This is a genomic window from Archangium lipolyticum (assembly GCF_024623785.1).
GTDB lineage: Bacteria > Myxococcota > Myxococcia > Myxococcales > Myxococcaceae > Archangium > Archangium lipolyticum.
In genome coordinates this window covers 45,973-65,187 of sequence record NZ_JANKBZ010000038.1, presented here as the reverse complement: position 1 = coordinate 65,187, position 19,215 = coordinate 45,973, and the positions used below count along the sequence as shown (strand labels likewise).

Genomic DNA, 19,215 nt, shown 5'->3' with positions numbered 1-19,215 from the left:
AACGGATGCCACCGCGTGGAGTGAAGAACCCGAAGCGCAAGCGTCAGTACGAGAAGATCAAACAGTCGGCGCGCAAGCGCGGAGCCAGCCTGGAGCGCGCCGAGGAGCTCGCCGCCCGCACGGTGAACAAACAGCGCCGCGAGGCCGGGGAGACGAAGACCGCGCCCAAGCGCTCCTCCAAGAGCGCCGCGAAGAGCTCGTCTCGCCGGGCCAAGCCGGCCCGTAGCACGCGTAGCTCCGCGGGCGGCAAGTCCCGTTCCCGCACCTCGGCGAGCGGCAGGACGGGCCGCAAGCCGGCCGGCACGCGCAAGTCCACGGGCACGCGCAAGTCGAGCAGCTCGTCGCGCTCGCGCAAGTCGAGCAGCTCGTCGCGCTCGAAGAAGTAGCGAGGCATCCGAGCGGGCGGGTCCCCCCCTCCCGGGCGGGGACCCGTCCCGGAGAGCCTCGGGGCGTGTCACATCCCGCCAGACCCCCTTCTGCACCCAGGTGCGATGAAGAAGGGGGTTCCATCCTTGTCGCTGCCCATTCACGATTCCGCCGCGTCACATTCCCCGATGGAGCCCGTCTCCGGTCCGGAGCGGAAGTCCTTCCGGCAGGTCATCCCCCTCACCGATGCGCGCCCCCGGCTGCGCGTGGTTCATCCGCCGCCGCTCCGTCAGGGAGACAGCTCGTACGTCGGCGTGTTCGACTCGCGGCGCGTGGGGTCCGACCTGGGGGCGCTCCGGTTGCCCTTCGCGGTGCACCCGGGGCTCGGACCGCACCGGATGAGCGGGCCCGCGCATGTGCGCATGTCCGTGTGGTTGCTCCCGGCTTCACCAGGGAAGGGGAGGCCACTCGCTGTCCCGGGCCTGCTGCGCGGGGAGGTGCCGCTCGCTCTCGAGCCAGGGGGACGCCACGTGGCCACGCTCCCGTATGCCGTCCTGCGCGATGGGCTCGCGCGCCTCGGCAGGGCGGGGGCCGAGGCCTTCTCGCTCGCCCACCGGTTCAAGCGCCGCTTCCGGGTGATGCTGGAGCTGTGCTCCGGGGACACCGTGCTCTCCTGCGACGAGTCCCTGGTGGAGCTCTACGACCTGGGGCCTTCGCCGTGGCGCGCCTTTCGTACCGGCACCCCGTGAGCGCGGCCGCGCCGATCAACGCTCCAGCGCCGCCTGGTACACCCCGGCGAGCGCCCGGGCCTCGTGCGCCACGCCGAAGCGCGCCCGTGCCTCCTCGGCGGCGTTGAGCCCCACCTGCCGCACCCGCTCGGGCTCGCGCATCAGCTGCATCAGCAACTCGCGCAGCGCCGCCACGTCCCCGGGCTCGTACATGAAGCCCGTGCGCCCGTGCTCGATGACCGCGGGCACGTGCGGCAGCCTCGTCACCACCGGGCAGCACCCGCACGCCATCGCCTCCACCAGCACCATCGAGAAGCCCTCGCTGTACGAGGGGTGCACCAGGATGCTCAACCCCTGGTACCAGGGCACCACGTCCCGGTGCTCGCCCGCCAGCACCAGCTCCCCTCCCGTGGACTCGCGCAGCTTCTCCGCCCACGCGCGATCCTCTTCCTTCACCAGCCCCACTAGCACCGGCTTCCACTCGGGGTAGCCGCCCAGCAGCGGGTGCAGCGCCTCCACGAAGTCCCCCTGTCCCTTCATCGGACGCACCCGGCCCACCACGCCCACCCCGTAGCGCCCTCCCAGCCCCAGCTTCCTCCACGCCTCCGTCCGGTCCTCCGGCGGCACGAAGCGCCCCAGGTCCACCCCATGTCCGATGGTCCTCGAAGGCATGCCCATCGACTCGGCGCTCTGCGCGTTGAGCGTCACGAGCTGCTCGGCGAAGCGCGCGATGAAGCGGGTGAAGCCGCTCGGGGCGCTCCCGCTGTGCCGCGTGTACACCAGCCGCACCTCCCGCCCGAGCAGCCGCAGCAGCAGCCCGACCAGCAGCTCGTTGTTGCGGTGCGCGTGCCACACCACCGGCTCCCGGCGGATGCGCCTCCACAGCTCGCCCCAGGCGATGCGCGGCACGTCCGCCGCCAGGTGCCTGCCCAGCGCTCGCGTCTCCATCAGGCGCGCCAGCTCGGGGACGATGAGCTCGGTGTGGGCGGTGACGCCGGTGCGGCGCCGGTGGAAATGGGGGTGGACGACGAGCGGCATGGGGCGCCGGTCTCTATCCCACCCGGCTCCGAGCGTCACCCGCGCGACTTCCCGGGCCCTCCCCTCCACCCCTGGCGTTCAAACGCCACCTCTTGGCGCCCTTTTGTCAGTGCACCGCCGGTATCTGGTGACTCTCTCCTACCTCTGGTACCCAGGGTGCGCCCATGCCTACTTCCACTCCTCGCGGCTGGTTCCTGGGACTCGCCCTGGGGTTCACGAGCACCGCACTCCTTTATATGTCCATGAGCCGCGCCCAGGCCGAGCAGTCCTGGCAGCTGGAGCAGCTGCGCCAGGAGGTGTCCGCGCTCCACGCGGTGGTGTCCTCGTGTAGGACGGAGGGCTACTCCCTGGCCACCGAGCGCAGGCGCGTGGCGGGCCAGCCGGGGCGCGCCGCGAGCATCCTGTCCCCCGAGGACGTGGATCTGATCGCCGCGCGGGTGGTGTCCTGGATGAAGCGCGCGGAGGCGCCCGCGGGCGGAGTGCCTCGGGACGAGAAGGTGCTGTCCAGCGGACAGCGCTGAGCGCGTGAGGGGCTGGGCTGGCGTACGGCTCGTGGGGTGGCGCTTCCGGGTGGGGTGGACTCGTGCCCCGCTCGTGCTGGCAGTGGTGTCAGTGCTGCTGGGTGGGTGCGCCACGGTCCATCCGCGCGGGAGCCTGCTGAGTGGCTTCGGTCGGCTCTCTCGCTCCGCCACGTTCCGGCATGGGGAGGGAGGCGCGGGCGGCTTTCCCGGGGGGACGGCGGATGCCACGCGGGAGCCAGGATGCCTGGAGCAGGCAGTGCGGCCTCCGGGCTGGCCGCGCGTGTCCTCCAGCCAGGAGGTGCTCTCCCCCTTTCTGGTGTGCGCCTCGCCCGCTCAATTCATCGAGCTGCAACGCGATGTGGACATGGCCCCGCTGGTGGAGGGGTTGGACGACTGGTCCGCCGTCCGGCTCGGCTCCCTGGGGCCTCTGCGCTCGGGCTCCCACGTCCTCAATCGCAAGCGCGCATCCTTCCTCGTCACCACCACCCGGGAGTACGGCGCCGCTCGCGCCGAGCCCTTCGCCCTCTTCCTCCTCCACTCCGCTTTCGATGATGACGTGAAGGACGTGCTCGGGGTGCTGGCCCGGGACAAGCTCCTCGGGGAGACGCTGGGACGCATGGGCGCCGTCCACGAGGCGCTGCGCCAGCGGGGAATCCGTCTCTCGGACTACCCGGATCGCCCCGAGCGCCTCGGGGATGTGGCCCGGGGTCTGGTCAGCGCCGCCGATGACGCCTTGTCCACCAGCGAGCTGCGCCAGGGTGCGAGGGCCCTGAAGTACTCCGCACAGAGAGCGCAGGTTCCGCCGCCCTACCAGGAGGCACTCGACGCGGTGGAGCGGGCGGAGATGTTGGAAGCCCTCTCGCCGGGAAGCGTGACGCTCCGGAGCTTCGATGCGCTGACGTTCGGCGTGCCGGTGGGCTTCTACAACCTGGTGGCGGGCACGTGTCACGGGGTGTACTCGCTGTCGCGGGGCCAGTACGAGCAGGCCACGCGCGAGCTGTCGGCCGCGGCGGTGCTGGTGGGTCTGTACGCCGGAGGCAAGGGCGTGCGGTACCTTGGAGCGCCCCGGAGCCCCCCGCGAGCCGGCTGGATACGACCGGGGCAGCCACCGGTGCCCGAGTTGGGTTTCCAGGGGCTGGCGCAGGTCGTGGAGCGGCTGTGGGAAAGGCTGGGTGGGGAGGGGCTGCGCGAGCTGGCCCGCTACATCCAGGCCCGGCGCGAGGCGGCGCTGCTGGTGTACGAGGGAGGAGAGCCCGCCGCCCTGGCTTTGTACGAGGCCCGGGGTGATGTGGCGAAGGCCCAGGCGTGGTTGTCGGAAGCCAGGCCCCAGCGCGCGGGCCCCACCTCGACGAGGGCGGGTGCTGGGAGGGGCTTCGGTGGACTGGCCTCGTTGGTGGACGAGGCGGCGGGCCATGGTCGGGAGGTCGTGGAGGCGAAGCTCGCCCAGGCGGAGCTCGATGCGGTGGGTCCGCGCCTGTCCGGAGACGTGGCGGTGCTGGAGAAGCAGCGCCCGTCGGTGGATGCCCCGCCGTCAGGCATCCAGGGGCACGCGCTCTGGCGCGAGTACGTCGCCTATTGGGAGAATCGCCTGGGGGAGTTGAAGCAGGGCAGGGCGGAGAAGCCGCCCCTGGCGTGGGAAGGCTACGAGAAGATGCGGGGGCTGTTCGCCCGGGGGCTCGCGTTCGAGCGTCTCATGGTGTCCCTGCTGCGAGCGGATGCGGCACTGCCTCGGGCCATGCGCCGCTTCCTCCGGGACTTCGACACCCCGCGCATCGAGACGAACGTGGGCGTGGCGAAGCAGGGCACGGAGGGCGTGCGCTTCGCGGATGTGCTCGTCATCGAGGAGCAGCCGCCCGCCGGACAGACTCCTCGTGTGGAGACGTTCAGCTTCAAGAGCCGTGACCTCTCGCCGCTGAGACCCAAACCCCTGGCGGCGCAAATGATCGCGGACGCGAGCGATGCCTTGCGGTACTACGGCGGGACGCTGGATATCCGTCGACCGTCACTCCAACACCTCGGCCCCCAGGTGCTGGTCCAGAGGGTCCGTCTCATCTATGAGGGGGGCACACTCGCGCCCAGGGACGCAAGTACGCTGGCTGCGGTCGTGAACAATACCCGGGGTGCGGTCAAGGGAGTGGAGGTGTTGTTCCAATGAAGGTGCTGGAGTTTCACGACTTGAACGTGGAGGATCGTCTCCGGCTCTCCTTCGAGGGTTCCTTCGACCAGAAGTCCTCGCTCAAGAGTGAGCTGGAGCCCTTCCTTCAGGCGCTCGAGCAGTACTCGGGCGAGTGGATGCCAGACATCGTCGAGGGCAGGCGGCGGCGAAAATACTCCCGCGCTGCCTTCTGGAAGTCGCTGGAGGAGACTCGAGACGCAAACACCACCTCCATCGGGCTCTATCGCACGAAGTTCCCGGCGTTGGACATCACGCTCACGCTCTGGCTGCCGCCTCTACGTCCCAGGCTGTACATCTGGGTCGCTGTCCAACCGCTCTCCGTCTTCGCGGAAGCGGAGCGCTGCCGCGAGTTCGTGGACATGGTGTGGGCCTGGGCCGTCCACTACCCGGTCACCCATGTCACCGCCAGCAGCCTGGCGGAAGACGACCTGGCGGATGCCCCCCGCTTCGGACGCGAGATGCAAACCTCGATTCGAGACGGGTTCGACAAGCTCTACGAAGTGTCCTGGCTCAATGTCTTCGGACCCGGCCTGGTGGAAGCCGTTGGCCGCGAGCGCATGCTGTCCACACCCGCTCACCGCGTGGAGGCATTGCCCAACGGTGCCGTCCTCCTGGTGACGTGGCCTATCGCCGCGGACTTCGCCAGCGACGAGGCACGCCAGGCCCAGGCCCGGGCATTCGTTCACCTCCGGCCCGACCTGGACTTCGACACCGTGCTGCGCACCCTGCGCGAGCGCAGTGCCATGCTCGCCCCCGTGGAGCCCTGCTTCCACCCGGACGTGGCTCCGCTCCTCTCGCGTGTGGTGGACTGCGTCAACCTTGGCGAGCGCCAGCGCAAGATCGCCGAGCTCAATGTCTGGCAGCCGCCCGAGCCCGATGAGTGGCTCCCCGCCGAGTCCGCCCTGCCTCCGAACGTGGAGGACCCGGAGCGCGTGCGCCAATACTATGGCCACCTCTCCGAGCGCCTCGTGGCGCTTCTGCACTCCAAGGTGCCTTCCGTCTTCAAGGAGACCCCCGAGTCGCTCACGGATGTCGACTTCCACTTCTGGCGCGAGGACTTCCCACGGATCTTCGAGCGGGAGCGCATCGACGAGCACGCGGTACCCGCGGTGGCCGCGTACCTGGGGGAAGTCCTGGTACGCAACCTGGGCGGACAGTGGATACCGCGCAAGAAGCTCGGGGAGATGCAGGTGCGCGTCGGCCCGCGCGTCTGGTTTCCCTACGTCCGGGCCCACCGTTACATGCGCTCGCGCCAGTCGCTGCTGGACCGCTCCCTCACGCAGCTCTACCGCGTGGCCGAGCGGTACCGCTTCTGAGTCGGCCACTGGCATGCGGCGCCGGGTGCCAAGGTGAGTCTCGGGAGGGAGCGATGCCGAGACGCTTGCTGGCGCTGTCGCTGTTGCTCACCGTGGAGACGGGTTGCACTGCAAGGATCTCGGAGCCAGGCCCGATTCGGAACATTGGAAATGCCCGCAGGAATGCTTCCCCTCAAACTACTCGGGTCGCAAATGAGCGGTGATGCCGGAGAGGTTTCGGGCTGCTCATGAAATGGCGCGCGCTCCCCGCCGTCGTGCTCGGCCTGCTCCTGACGCTGCCTCTCGCATGGCTGCTCGGGATATCCGTGAAGGGAGCCGTGGCCGGCTCCGTACACTCCGAGCAGCTCCACCTCGTTCCCCTGCTCACGGCCGAGCAGCGTCATCGCCTGCTCACCTACGAACGGGACTGCCGCACGGACGCGGACTGCGAGCCGCCGCTGCGTTGCTTCTTCAATGATCGTCTCTCGAAGCACTTCTGCACCGACAGCAGGTGCATGACGGATTTGCAGTGCCCCGAAGATTTCGTGTGCCGCACGTTCGACACCGATAACGGCAAGGACCGGATACGCGGCTGCGCGCTGGTGGGAGTGCGAGAGGAGGGGGAGTCCTGCAGGAGGCTTCCCGATACTCGCGAGGAGGGTTGTACGCGTGGCCTGTTCTGCCAGACCCGATGCGGTCGCCCATGCCGGCTGGACGAGCCCTCCAGTTGTCCCACGGGTTTCTTCTGCGACGACGGGCCCGATGGTCCCTCATGCCTGCCGAACTGTGACGGGCTTTCCTGCCCCGAGGGTCAGCGGTGTGTCAGCGTCGCGAAGGGCGTCTCGATTTGCGCCAGAATCCAGGGGCTGGATTGTGTGTCGAATCCTTGTCCCAAGGGCCAGGATTGCCAAGTCTACGCCAACCTCCAGCCAGCGGATGAGGTCTGGATGGAGTGTTTGAGCTCATGTGCCGCCAGTGAGCCGCGCTGTCCCGAAGGGACCGCCTGCTACCTGTACCAATGCCACAAATCTTGTGATCCCCAGGCCCCCTCCGCGTGCCCGCCGGGTTTCGTGTGCGGACACCAGGAACCCAGCAAGCCCTGGGTGTGCCTGCCGGACTCTCGAGCCCCCTGAACCGGAACCGCTCGGGTGGGTCCGCGTGCCCGTTCGCAGAGCGAGCAGCCTCGTGTCACCGCGTCCCCCCTGGTGAAGAAGGACCCGAGTTCAAAGGTTGTCTCCTGGAGGTTACCTCCGGAGTCATCATGGACAGAACGGGCAGCGCGGATCTTCCTCTTCACTCGGGCCGGGTGCCGGACTGGCTCGCCGAGCGCATGGCGCGCATGAGCCGCGTGCTGGTGGAGGCGCTCGTCCTCCACTACGGCCGCCACGAGGTGCTGCGCCGCTTCGCGCACCCCTTCTGGTTCCAGTCCTTCGGCGCCGTCATGGGCATGGACTGGCACTCCTCGGGCGTCACCACCACCGTGCTCGGCGCGCTCAAACGCGGGCTCACCCCGGGCGGACGCCAGCTCGGCCTCTACGTGGTCGGCGGCAAGGGCCTTCAGGCACGCCGCACCCCCGACGAGCTGCGCATCATCGGCGACCGCGTGGGCATCGACGCCGACGCCCTCGTGCGCGCCAGCCGGCTCACCGCCAAGGTGGACAGCGCCGCCGTCCAGGATGGCTTCGAGCTGTACTCCCACAGCCTCATCCTCTCGGACGACAACGCCTGGGCCGTGGTGCAGCAGGGCATGAACACCGAGCGCCGTCAGGCCCGGCGCTACCACTGGTTGTCCGAGGGACTCGGCAGCTTCGTGGACGCGCCCCATGCCGCCATCGCCGGGCCTCCCCAGGGCGTCATCCTCAACCTCACCGACCGGCGCGCCTCTCGGGCCCGCGCCGCCCAGGTGGAGCTCGTGTCCCAGGGGCCGGACGTGGTGGTGGGCGCGCTTCGCAAGCTGCGTCCCCGCGAGCAGCCCACCCCCGTCAACCTGCCCCTGCCCCTTCCCCACCTGCAGATGCCCGAGCACGAGGAGGTGACTCGCGATGACGTCATCCTGCGCCGGCTCCACGGCACGCTCGCCGCCGCGGCCGAGCAGGGCCCTCGGGACTTCGCCGAGCTGCTCCTCACCCCCGGCGTGGGCGCTCGCACCGTGGCCGCGCTGGCCACCGTGGCCGAGGTCCTCCACGGCTCGCCCGCGCGCTTCACCGACCCCGCGCGCTTCGCCTTCGCCCAGGGCGGGAAGGACCGGCACCCCTACCCCGTGCAGCTCGACATCTACGATGAGACCCTCCGGGTGCTGCGCGCGGCCGTGAACGCGGCGAAGCTCGGCCATGACGAGAAGCTCGCCGCCATCCGCGAGCTGGACCGGCAGGCGCGCCAGCTCGAGGCCGTGGCCACCGGCCCTTCCTTCGAAGCCCTCATCGAGGCGGGGTGGAAGGATACGGGCGAGCTGTTGCCCACCGAGGCTCCTCCGAGGAGACCCGTGGGACGGCCCGGTTGGAGGCATCCGCCTTCAGAGACGGAGGAGGCGCAACCGGCCGAGCGGACGCTCCCTCCCTCCTCCCCCATCGGAGCGAGACATCCGCCCGGGTGAGCGTCAGGTGAGCGGCGCCTGCTCCGCGTGTTCGGGGCGCGATACGGCGGGCCTGGGGGTTTACCATCCTGGCTGCCTTCCCCCAGGCGGAACGGAGTCCTCATCGTGGCGAGTGGCATCCATTCGGGCTCGGCCCCACGACAGTGCGCCAAGTGGTGGAGGGGCATGGCGGCAGGGTGGAGGTGGAGACGGGGGCGGTGGGCACCTCCTTCCTCGTCCGGGTACCTCGGAGCATGTAGGCGCGTCCTCGTAAGGTGGTCGACAGCTGAGGGCCGTGCCGCCAGGACGGCCCGGCGCGGTTCATGGCACAACCCTCCTGCCGCCTGTTGTACCCCCCATGGGCCAATCGGGAGCCCCCATCGTGTTGCGCATCCAGGACCCGCCGAAGCCCGCGTCCACCCCCCGGATGGACGGGCGGGTGTTGGTCGTCGATGACACGGAAGCCAAGCGCTACCTCATCACCCAGACCTTGCGAATGGCCGGCATGGAGGTCGTGGAGGCGGCCACGGGTCAGGAGGCGCTCGCGGCCATGGTGGCGCCGCCGGAGGTGGTGGTGCTGGACGTGAGGCTGCCGGACATGAGCGGCTTCGACGTGTGCCACCAGCTCAAGCTGAATCCCGCCACCGCGGGCATCCCCGTGCTCTACATCTCCGCGCTGATGCGCGACGAGGAGCTGGAGGAGCGGCTCTTCGAGGACGGGGCGGATGGCTACATCCCCCAGCCCATCGAGCCCAAGCACCTGGTGGCGCAGACATGGGCCCTGGTGCGCATGCGGCGCGCGGAGCTGGCCCGGCAGCGCGAGCGCGAGCAGGCCCTGGCCGAGCAACAACGGCTTCAGCACGAGCTGGCGAAGTCCCAGGCACGGGCGCGGCGCCTCTCCGAATCCGGCGTGGTGGGGACCCTCTATTGGGACCTGGATGGCACCATCCTGGATGCCAACGACACCTTCCTCGGCATGGTGGGCTACACGCGCGAGGAGCTGGAGCAGGGCCGGCTCGACTGGCGGCAGATGACGCCACCGGAGTGGGAGGAGAAGGATCGCCAGAGCGTCGCGCGGGTGCTTCTCCGGGGCGTGGGTTCGCTGAGGGAGAAGCAGTACCAGCGCAGGGACGGCTCGCGGGTGGACATCCTCCTGGGCAGCGCGCTGGTGGAGGGCGAGTCACGCCGGGGCGTGTCGCTGGTGGTGGACATCACCGCGAGGCGGGAGGCGGAGCGGCGGCTGTCGCAGCTGATGGCCGAGCTGGAGTCCAAGGAGCGGCTGCTCCAGGCCGTGTTGCATCAGATGCCCACGGGGGTGCTCATCGCCGAGGCGCCCACGGGGCGGATGCTGCTGTCCAACGAGAGATTGGCCTCTCTGCTGGGGGCCTCCGCGGTGCCGGTGGGAGGCGTGGAGTCGTACCGCTGGGAGCTCACCCGGCACGCCAACGGCCAGGGCTATGCGCTGGCGGAGCTGCCGCTGGTGCGCGCGCTGGCGGGTGAGGTGGTGCTGGGCGAGGAGCTCGTCATCCACCGGGACGATGGGTGCCAGCTCCTGTCCCGGGTGAATGCCGCGCCCGTGCGCGACGCGGAGGGCCGCATCGTCGCCAGCGTGCTGACGATGGAGGACATCACCGAGCAGAAGGCCACCCAGCAGTCGCTGCGGCTCAGCGAGGAGCGGCTTCGCCTGGCGTTGGACTCCGCCGCGCTGGGCGTCTGGCAACATGATCCGTCCACGGGAGAGATGAGGTGGGACGCGCGGACGAAGGAGCTGTTCGGATTGCCGCCCGACGCTCGCACGGGGCTGGACAGGTGGTTGGAGATCGTCCACCCGGAGGACCACGAGCGGGTGCGGCAGCTGGGACGGCGCGCGTTCGCCGGCGAGAACGGCGGCCTCTATGACACCGAGTACCGGGTGATCGGGCCCCGGGACGGAGGCGTGCTGCGGTGGTTGGCCTCGCGGGGCCAGGCCCATGTGGACGCGGGCGGCAGGCGCTGGCTGATGGGCACCGTGCGCGACATCACCGAGCGCAAGCTGGCCGAGCAGCGCGCCGCGGCGCTCCAGGCCACCACGGCCGTCTTCGCGCACGCGCTCACCCCCAAGCAGGTGGCCGAGGCGGTGATGGCGCACGGACTCGAGGCCGTGGGCGCCTACGCGGGCGCCGTCAGCATCGTGGAGGGCGAGGAGCTGTGCGTCCTCGACAGCGTCGGGTACCCGGACAGCCTCGTCCAGCCGTACCGGGGCATCCCGCTCTCCGTGCGGACGCCTCCCACGGACGCGGCGCGCATGGGGCGCATGGTGTGGGTCGAATCCTTGGAGGCCTTCGAGCGCGGCTGGCCCGACGTCGCCCGGAGGCTGCACGACACCCGGAGCCGCGCCTGGGGCACCCTCCCGCTGGTGAGCGGGGAGCGCGTCGTGGGCGTGCTGGGACTGAGCTTCTCCACGCCCCGCCGCCTCAGTGCGCGGGAGAAGGCGCACCTGGAGTCGCTCTGCCGGCTGTGCGCCCAGGCGCTGGAGCGGGCACGGCTCTACGAGGAGACGCGGCAGCGGGCCGAGCTGGAGCAGCAGTTCCTGGGGGTGGTGAGCCATGACCTGCGCAACCCGCTGACGGCCATCTCGCTGGGCGCGCGCACGCTGCAACGTCTGGAGAAGCCGAGCCCCGAGGCCCTGCTGCGCATGGCGGGGCGCATCGCCAACAGCGCGGACACCATGGGGCGGATGATCTCGGACCTGCTCGACTTCACGCGGGGGCGGTTGGGGGGAGGCATTCCGCTGGAGCGGACGGAGAACGACTTGATGCGGCTGTGCCAGGAGGTCATCGACGAGTTCACGGTGACGCACCCGAGCAGCGACGTCCGGCTGGAGGGGGACGGGCCGTGCGAGGGGTGGTGGGACGAGGCACGCATGAGACAGGTGCTCTCCAACCTGCTGTCCAACGCGCTGAGGTATGCCCGGGCGGGGACGCCGGTGGTGGTGAGGGCGAGGGGGAAGGAGAGGGAGGTGGAGCTGTCCGTGTTCAACGAGGGAGAGCCGGTGTCGGCGGAGCTCTTGCCGGTGCTCTTCGAGCCGTTCCGGCGGGGCATGTCGAAGTTCCGGCCGTCGGGCAGCCTGGGGCTGGGGCTCTACATCGTGCGCCAGGTGGTGGAGGGGCACGGGGGCAGGGTGGAGGTGGAGACGGGCGCGGCGGGCACCTCCTTCATCGTCCGGGTACCCCGAGGGGCCGGACCGGCCCCCACGAGGTGAACGGAGGCCCGGCACTGAACCGGGCCTACGGCCTCACTGTCCCGGCGCTCGCCGGATGGGGAGGAACTCGGGCCGCCACATCTCCGACTCGAGCAGTCCCTCCAGGTCCTCGGGCGGCTTGCGCGTGGCCACCTCTTCCTTCACCGCCTGGCGGATGACGGCCATGGCCACCTGCCGGCTCGCCGCGCGCAGCCGGTCCATTCGCGGGTAGAGCGCACCCTGCGCCAGCCTCGCCCCGTCCGTGTAGTCCGCCAGCGCCAGCGACGCCGCCGTCAGCATCCCGTCCGTCACCCGCTTCGCCTTCGTCAGCAGCACGCCCAGCCCCAGCCCGGGGAAGATGAAGGCGTTGTTGCCCTGTCCCACCGGGTGCGGCGCCCCATCCCACTCCACGTCCTCGAACGGGCTGCCCGTGGCCACCAGCGCCTTGCCCTCCGTCCACCGGTAGATGTCCGCCGGCACCGCCTCGCTGTTCGCCGTGGGGTTGCTCAGCGCGAACACCACCGGGTACGGCGTGTTCCTCGCCACCGCCTTCACCACGTCCTCGCCGAACGCCCCGCGCTGGCCGCTCAGGCCCAGCAGCACCGTCACCTTCGCCTCCCGCGCCGTCTCCAGCAGGCTCGGGATGCTGCCCTGAATCTTCCAGCCCGCCACGCGCGACGGCTCGTGCGCGAACTCCAGCTTGTACGGCTCCAATCCCTTGCGGTCCTTCAGGATGAGGCCCTTGGAGTCGATGAGGTAGATGCGCTCACGCGCCTGCTGCGTGCTCATCCCCTCGCGCTCCATGCCGCGGACGATCTGCCGCGCCACGCCCACGCCCCCGGCGCCCGCGCCGTGCACCAGGTACACCTGCTGCCCGAGCGTCGTCTGGCTGCGCCGCGTGGCCGCCAGCAGGCCCGCCAGCACCACCGCGCCCGTGCCCTGCACGTCGTCGTTGAGCGAGGGCAGCACGTCCCGGTACCGGTCCAGCACGTCGAAGGCCTTCTGCTTGCTGAAGTCCTCCCACTGCACCAGCACGTTGGGGAAGCGCTTCTTGAGCCCCGTCACGAACGCGTGGATGAAGTCGTCGTACTCCTTGCCCTCCATGCGCGGGCGCTTCACGCCCAGGTAGAGCGGGTCATCCAGCAGCTCCTTGCGGTTGGTGCCCACGTCCAGCTCCACCGGCAGCGTCACCGCTGGATCGATACCCGCCGCGGCCGTGTACAGCGACAGCTTGCCGATGCAGATGGCCAGGCCGCCGAAGCCCTGGTCTCCAATGCCCAGGATTCCCTCGTTGTCCGTGGCGACAATCAATTGCACGTCCGGGAAGGGCGTGTTCGCCAGCAGCGAGTCGATTTCGCCGATGTTCTCCGGGCTCACCACCAGCCCGCGCGGGTAGCGGTAGATGCGGCTGAACTGCTCCACCGCCTGCGCCACCGTCGGGGTGTAGATGATGGGCATCATCTCCTCGATGTGCCGGTTGAGCAGCGCGTAGAAGAGCACCTCGCTGCGGTCCTGAAGGGCGCGCAGGAAGACGTGCTTCTCCAGGTCCGAGCGGAAGGAGCGGAAGTTGGCGTAGGAGCGCTCGATCTGCTCGTCCAGCGAGGAGACGTGCGTGGGCAGGAGCCCCAGCAGGCCGAACTCGCGCCGCTCCTCCAGCGTGAAGGAGGTGCCCTTGTTGAGCAGCGGCAGGCGGGTGAGCATCAGCCCCGTGAGGTTCGTCTCCAGGTAGGGGCGGCCGTTGGCGTCGAGCTTCTTCTCGTACTGTTTCATGGGGGGAACTTCGTCTCTGGGGGGAAGGGGCGCTCCCTTAACGGCTCACATGGCACGGCGCCAGGGTCCCCCTCCAGGCGGGCATAAGCCGTGGCTCGGGTCTCCCATGCGAGGGAGATACGACGGACCGCGCCAACGCATCGCGTTACCCGGGACGTCCTCCCTCCGGGGCTCGGCCGTCTGGTGTGGGTCCGGACGCACGGGCGGGCTGACTTGGAACTGGTCACCCCGGGGCGTGGATGGTCCAATCGCCCCCCTGTTGTCCCGTGTCCCCTCGCCCCCCTGGGAGATGATGAACGCTCGCGTCTGGAAGGTTGCCCCCCTGTTGTTCGGCTCGGGGTTCTGTGCGTTGGTGTACCAGACCGCCTGGCAGCGGGAGCTGCGGCTCATCTTCGGAGCCTCGACGGCGGCCTCGGCCGCGGTGCTGGCCATCTTCATGGGAGGGCTGGGACTGGGCAGCGCCCTGCTGGGCGCGCGCGCGGACCGGGAGCGTCAGCCGCTGGGCCTCTACGCGAACCTGGAGCTGCTCATCTCGCTGAGCGCGGCGCTGACGCCGCTGCTCATCGGCCTGGCGCGGCTGCTGTACGTGGCGCTGGGCGGGACGATGTCGCTGGGGCTGGTGGGAGGCTCGGCGGTGCGGCTGGTGCTCTCCGCGCTGGTGCTGGCGGTGCCCACGCTGCTGATGGGAGGCACGCTGCCGGCGGCGGCGCGCGCGGCGGAGTCGGCCGAGGACGTGCGGCGCCGGGCGCTGGCCGTCCTCTACGGCGTCAACACGCTGGGCGCGGTGGCGGGCGCGACGGCCTCCACCTTCTTCCTCTTCGAGGTGTTCGGCACGCGCACCACCCTGTGGTTGGCGTGTCTGCTCAACGTGGTGGTGGCGATGGTGGCCCGGGGCGTGGCGCGGGGGCTGCCCGAGAACGAGCCCTCCACCGCTCCGGCCGATGCCGGCGGTGGCACCACGCCGGCCACGCCGGCCGCCCCGCGCCACTTCGTGCTGGGGGCCGCGGCGCTGGTGGGCTTCGCCTTCTTCCTCATGGAGCTGGTGTGGTACCGGATGCTGGGGCCGCTGCTGGGAGGCTCCACCTTCACCTTCGGCCTCATCCTGGTGGTGGCGCTGGCGGGCATCGGCCTGGGAGGCGCGGCCTACGCGGCGTGGGGGCAGCAGCGGCCGGCCACGCTGCGCGGCTTCGCGCTGACGTGCCTGCTGGAGGCGCTCTTCATCGCCGTGCCGCTGGCGCTGGGTGACCGGGTGGCGGTGCTGACCATGGTGCTGCGGCCCCTGTCCAGCTTCGGCTTCGGAGGCCTGGTGCTCAGCTGGGCGGCCGTGGCGGCGCTGGTGGTGCTCCCCGCCGCCTTCGTGTCCGGTGTGCAGTTCCCCCTGCTGCTGGCGCTGCTGGGGCGGGGCGGCGAGGACGTGGGCCGCCAGGTGGGCCAGGCCTACGCGTGGAACACCGTGGGCTCCATCCTGGGCTCGCTGGCGGGCGGCTTCGGCCTGCTGCCGCTGCTCTCCGCGCCGGGCTCCTGGCGGCTGGTGGGCGTCATCCTGGTGGCGCTGGGGCTGGCCGCGCTGGTGCTGTCGCTGCGCCACGAGCGCCCCGCGCCCCTGGGGCTGGTGCCCGCGCTGGGTTCGGCCGCGCTGACGGCCGTGCTGCTCACCGCCACCGGCCCCACCGCCGCCTGGCGCCACAACCCCATCGGCGCCGGCCGCGCCCAGCTCAAGGACGCCTCCGTCAACGGCCTGCGCGAGTGGAGCTCACGCACCCGCCGCTCGCTGGCGTGGGAGGCGGATGGCGTGGAGAGCAGCGTGGGCATCAACGCCGCCAACGGCCTGGCCTTTTTCGTCAACGGCAAGTCGGACGGCAACGCCGTGGGTGACGCGGGCACGCAGGTGATGGGCGGTCTCATCGGCGCGCTGCTCCACCCCCAGCCCCGTCACGCGCTCGTCATCGGCCTGGGCACGGGCAGCACCGCCGGCTGGCTCGGCGCCGTGCCGGAGATGGAGCGGGTGGACGCGGTGGAGATCGAGCCCGCCATCCTCGAGATGGCGCGCCGGTGCGCGGACGTCAACGAGCGGGTGCTGGACAACCCCAAGGTGCGCATCCACATCGACGACGCGCGCGAGGTGCTGCTCGCCTCCAAGGACTCCTACGACATCGTCTTCTCCGAGCCCTCCAATCCCTACCGCGCCGGCATCTCCAGCCTCTTCACCCGTGAGTTCTACCAGGCGGTGAGGCAGCGGCTGGCGCCCGGGGGGCTCTTCCTGCAGTGGCTGCAGGCCTACGAGGTGGACGCGCGCACGGTGCGCAGCGTCTACGCGACGCTGGCCGCCGAGTTCCCCGCGGTGGAGACGTGGCAGACGCAGGGCGGAGACCTCATCCTCGTGGGCAGCGAGGCGCCGCTGCGGCACGACGTGGCGCGGCTGCGCGCGCGGGTGGGACAGGAGCCGTACCGCCGGGCGCTGGCCGCCGCGTGGAACACGGACGAGGTGGAGGGCGTGCTGTCGCACTTCGTGAGTGGCCCCCGGCTGACGGCGGCGATGGCCGATGGACAGGAGGCGCTCGTCAACACGGATGACCTGTCGTACCTGGAGTTCGCCTTCGCCCGCAGCGTGGGGCGCGCGCGCACGGGCTTCTCCGTCCATCAGCTCTGGGAGGCGGGCTTCCGCATGAAAGCGGAGCGTCCGGAGCTGGTGGGTGGTCCGGTGGACTGGGAGCGGGTGGCGCAGAACCAGATTCTCATTGGGGGCAAGGTGCCGCCGGGCGGCGACAGCCCCGCGTCCCGGCAGCACCGCGCCTTCATGACGGCCTATGCGCGGGAGACGTGGGGGGAGGCCCTGCGTCTGTGGCGTGAGGCGGGCTGGCAGCCGCGCGGTCCGGTCGAGCTGTCGATGGTGGCGCACGTGCTGGCGGAGGCGGGGGACGAGGCCGCCCTGCCCTACATCGAGCAGCTGCGTGCCCTCCGGCCCGCGGAGGCCGAGCTCGCCCTGGGGATGCTGCGGCTGCGGCAGGGCCGCCTGCCCGACGCGACGGGGGCCTTCGAGCGCGGCTTCGCTGTGCTGCGCCAGGTCCCCTGGTCCAACCGGTTCATCGTGGCGGCGACCCTGGAGGCGACCCAGGTCGTGGCCGGCAAGGACGCGGCCCTGGGGCGGCGGCTCTTCGAAGCCCTGGAGCAGCCCTTCTCCACCGCCGTCTGGCAGACGGTGCGTATCGGCCGCCGGTTGCAGCTCGCCGAGCAGCTCGACTTCAAGGGCCTGTGTGCCCGGGCGCTGGCGCCCTACGAGCCCCACGTGCCCTGGGCGCGGGAGTTCCTGACGGTGCGTGCCCGCTGCTACGGCACCACGGGGCACGCGCTGGCGGCCCAGGCCCGGGCCGACCTGGAGTCCTTCATGGACGCGGAGCCGCCCTCGCTCTGGGAGGAGCAGCCGGACGTGCCCGGGGAGCCGGGTCCGGAGCACGAGACGGCTCCGGTGTCGGGCCTGGGAGAGCCTTGAGGCACAACTCGCTCCCACCTCCGGGGGCGGCCGCGCTAGGTTGACGTGCCATGTCAGAACCTCAGCTCATCTTCAGCCACAGCCTCCAGGGCCTGTTGTCGCGCGCCTTCCCCAAGGGCGTGCCCCTGGAGACCAAGGCGAAGCTCCGCACCGTGGGCGTGGAGCTGGACAAGCAGCTGCTGCCCGCCTACCCGCGTGAGACGTGGGGGCGCTGCATCGAGGTGTGCGCCGCGTTCGCCTTCTCCCAGGAGCGCCGCGAGGTGGCCTGGTTCAAGCTGGGTGAGCGCATGGTGGACGGCTACAAGGAGACGATGATCGGCCGCGCCATGTTCTCCACGCTGCGGCTGCTCGGGCCGCGGCGGATGATGCAGCGCAGCCAGAAGAACTTCCGCTCCGGCAACAACTACACCGAGGTCCGTATCACGGACATCTCCCCCACGGAGATGCACGTCTGGTTCAACGAGACGGACGAGGTGCTGCGCCAGTTCACCATGGGCCTGGTGCTGGCGGGCATGCGCGCCGGGGGCGCCCTGGAGCCCCGGGTGGAGCCGCTGCGCACGGACGCGCAGGGCTTCACCCTGCGCGCCACCTGGAAGGAGAACCCCTGAGGCGGGCCTCCTCCCGCCGCCTCACTTCACGCCGAGGAGCTCCACGTCGAAGATGAGCACCGAGTTGGGCGGGATGGGGCCGTTGCTGAGCTCGCCGTAGCCGAGGGGGGAGGGGATGACGAGCCGGCGCTGGCCGCCGACGCGCATGTCGGCCACGCCCTCGTCCCAGCCGCGGATGACCCTGCCCGCGCCGACGACGAAGGAGAACGTCTGGCCGGTGTCGCGGGAGGTGTCGAACAGGGTGCCGTCGGGCAGCCAGCCGGAGTAGTGCACGACGGCGGTGCGGCCGCTGGAGGCCACGGCGCCGGTGCCCTCCACCAGGTCCTGCGTGTAGAGGCCCGTGTCGCTGCGGTTCATGGCCGCGAGGTCCACGCCCAGCGCGGGCGCGTACTGCACCTTCGTCGGGTCTCCCGACTCACTCGGGCCGCAGGCGGAGAGGGTGAATGCCAGGAGACAGGCGGAGAGGGACGGGAGCGGTCGGCGCATCATCTGGGGAGGACCTCTGGAGTGGAAAGGGGCCGCGAGAGTAACTCACCGCGAGCGCTGGCGAGGACCGCCGCCCGCCCACTGGTAGCCCAGGGTGGCGCCCGAGCCGACGAAGCCCAGCGCGATGTACTTGCGCAGGAACTCGAGCGAGGCGGTGTTGCCCACGACCTCCTCGAGCGCGCCGTGCACGACGACGCCGAGCAGCGTGCCCACGGCGGCGCCGCCCAGGGCGCCGAGGAAGGCGCGTCCCCGCTGCCTGCTGCCATCGAAGGCCAGCTCGCCGAGCCCCCAGGTGCCCAGCGCGGCGAGGGGAGGCGTCAGCACCAGGCCCACACCGAAGGCGGCCACGTCCAGCTCGGCCCACCGTCCGCCCGCGTTCGCGGGCTGAAGGAAGAGCAGCGAGCCCGGCACCGAGGCCACCACGCTTCCGGCCACCGTCTCCAGGCCCGTCACCCACAGCCGCTCTCCCCCCAGGCGGCTGGCGCCGTAGATGCCGCCGAGCGGCACCAGCGCGGACGTCCCGTACATGACCCAGGCTCCGGTGGTGACGGGCGCATCGGCCTTGAGGCTGGGCCGGGTCTCCACGTGAGGCTCCACCTCGGGGGCCTCCGCCTTCTTGAGGCCCGGGTCGATGACGGGGAGGGAAGGGGACTCGACGCCCATGTCGGCGGGGAGCAGGTGGAGCGCGGCGGGGACGCCCCGGGCCCTTGCCGCCAGCGCTCCCTCGTGCACGTCGAGCAGGGGCCGGGCGCGCGCTGGAGGTGCCAGGAGCACGGCGGCCAGGAGCGCGACGGAGGCGAGACAGGAGGGCAGGTAGACAGGCAGGCGCATGGTGTGCAGAGCGAGCCCGTGGTGCGCCCCCGTCCCCGGCCCGCATCCGGACAGGGGAACCTGGAGGCGGACCCGTGGCGCGGGAGAGGGATGGGAACGGGAGGGCGCGCTGTC

Annotated in this window: 13 protein-coding genes; 9 read left to right on the top strand and 4 right to left on the bottom strand. The window is 70.9% G+C overall.

What is annotated here, in order from left to right; translation table 11 throughout:
* The first annotated feature begins 5 nt into the window (after positions 1-5).
* Complete coding sequence (locus NR810_RS44920; protein WP_257461756.1) at positions 6-386, top strand: hypothetical protein; 381 nt, start codon at positions 6-8, stop codon at positions 384-386.
* A gap of 126 nt (positions 387-512) precedes the next feature.
* A complete protein-coding gene (locus tag NR810_RS44915) occupies positions 513-1,115 on the top strand; it encodes a hypothetical protein (protein WP_257461755.1) in 603 nt (200 codons plus the stop codon).
* Positions 1,116-1,130: 15 nt separating this feature from the next.
* On the opposite strand, the gene NR810_RS44910 is transcribed toward NR810_RS44915, so the two are convergent.
* Entirely contained in the window at positions 1,131-2,132 is a 1,002-nt protein-coding gene (locus NR810_RS44910) for a glycosyltransferase family 4 protein (RefSeq protein ID WP_257461754.1), read from the bottom strand.
* Positions 2,133-2,296: 164 nt separating this feature from the next.
* On the opposite strand from NR810_RS44910, the gene NR810_RS44905 reads away from it, so the two are divergent.
* From NR810_RS44905 to NR810_RS44880, 5 genes are all read left to right on the top strand, one after another.
* Positions 2,297-2,653, top strand: coding sequence for a hypothetical protein (locus NR810_RS44905; protein ID WP_257461753.1), 357 nt, complete (start codon positions 2,297-2,299; stop codon positions 2,651-2,653).
* 256 nt (positions 2,654-2,909) lie between these two features.
* Entirely contained in the window at positions 2,910-4,808 is a 1,899-nt protein-coding gene (locus tag NR810_RS44900; RefSeq protein ID WP_257461749.1) for a hypothetical protein, read from the top strand.
* A complete protein-coding gene (locus tag NR810_RS44895; protein WP_257461748.1) occupies positions 4,805-6,145 on the top strand; it encodes a hypothetical protein in 1,341 nt (446 codons plus the stop codon). Before NR810_RS44900 ends, NR810_RS44895 begins: the two co-directional genes overlap by 4 nt.
* 1,240 nt (positions 6,146-7,385) lie before the next feature.
* Positions 7,386-8,717 carry a DUF763 domain-containing protein gene (locus NR810_RS44890; RefSeq protein ID WP_257461747.1) on the top strand — a complete coding sequence of 444 codons (1,332 nt, stop codon included), beginning with the start codon at positions 7,386-7,388 and terminating at the stop codon, positions 8,715-8,717.
* A gap of 361 nt (positions 8,718-9,078) precedes the next feature.
* Positions 9,079-11,937, top strand: a complete 2,859-nt coding sequence (locus tag NR810_RS44880) for a PAS domain S-box protein (protein ID WP_326522549.1) — start codon at positions 9,079-9,081, stop codon at positions 11,935-11,937.
* 33 nt (positions 11,938-11,970) lie between these two features.
* Here NR810_RS44880 and NR810_RS44875 read toward each other — a convergent pair whose 3' ends face one another.
* Positions 11,971-13,686: an NAD-dependent malic enzyme gene (locus NR810_RS44875; protein ID WP_257461745.1), complete on the bottom strand. Its 1,716-nt coding sequence runs from the start codon at positions 13,684-13,686 to the stop codon at positions 11,971-11,973.
* A gap of 292 nt (positions 13,687-13,978) precedes the next feature.
* Here NR810_RS44875 and NR810_RS44870 point away from each other — a divergent pair, with 292 nt between their 5' ends.
* Both NR810_RS44870 and NR810_RS44865 read left to right on the top strand, forming a co-directional pair.
* Positions 13,979-17,176 carry a fused MFS/spermidine synthase gene (locus NR810_RS44870; protein ID WP_257461744.1) on the top strand — a complete coding sequence of 1,066 codons (3,198 nt, stop codon included), beginning with the start codon at positions 13,979-13,981 and terminating at the stop codon, positions 17,174-17,176.
* 50 nt (positions 17,177-17,226) lie between these two features.
* Positions 17,227-17,784, top strand: a complete 558-nt coding sequence (locus NR810_RS44865) for a DUF2378 family protein (RefSeq protein WP_257461743.1) — start codon at positions 17,227-17,229, stop codon at positions 17,782-17,784.
* Between the two features lie 21 nt (positions 17,785-17,805).
* Here the strand turns inward: NR810_RS44865 and NR810_RS44860 are convergent, their stop codons facing one another.
* Together NR810_RS44860 and NR810_RS44855 are read right to left on the bottom strand one after the other, a co-directional pair.
* The gene (locus tag NR810_RS44860; RefSeq protein WP_257461742.1) at positions 17,806-18,273 is read right to left on the bottom strand and encodes an FKBP-type peptidyl-prolyl cis-trans isomerase; all 468 of its coding nucleotides are present in this window, start codon (positions 18,271-18,273) and stop codon (positions 17,806-17,808) included.
* A 42-nt stretch (positions 18,274-18,315) separates the two neighbouring features.
* Entirely contained in the window at positions 18,316-19,101 is a 786-nt protein-coding gene (locus tag NR810_RS44855; protein WP_257461741.1) for a hypothetical protein, read from the bottom strand.
* Positions 19,102-19,215: the final 114 nt, after the last annotated feature.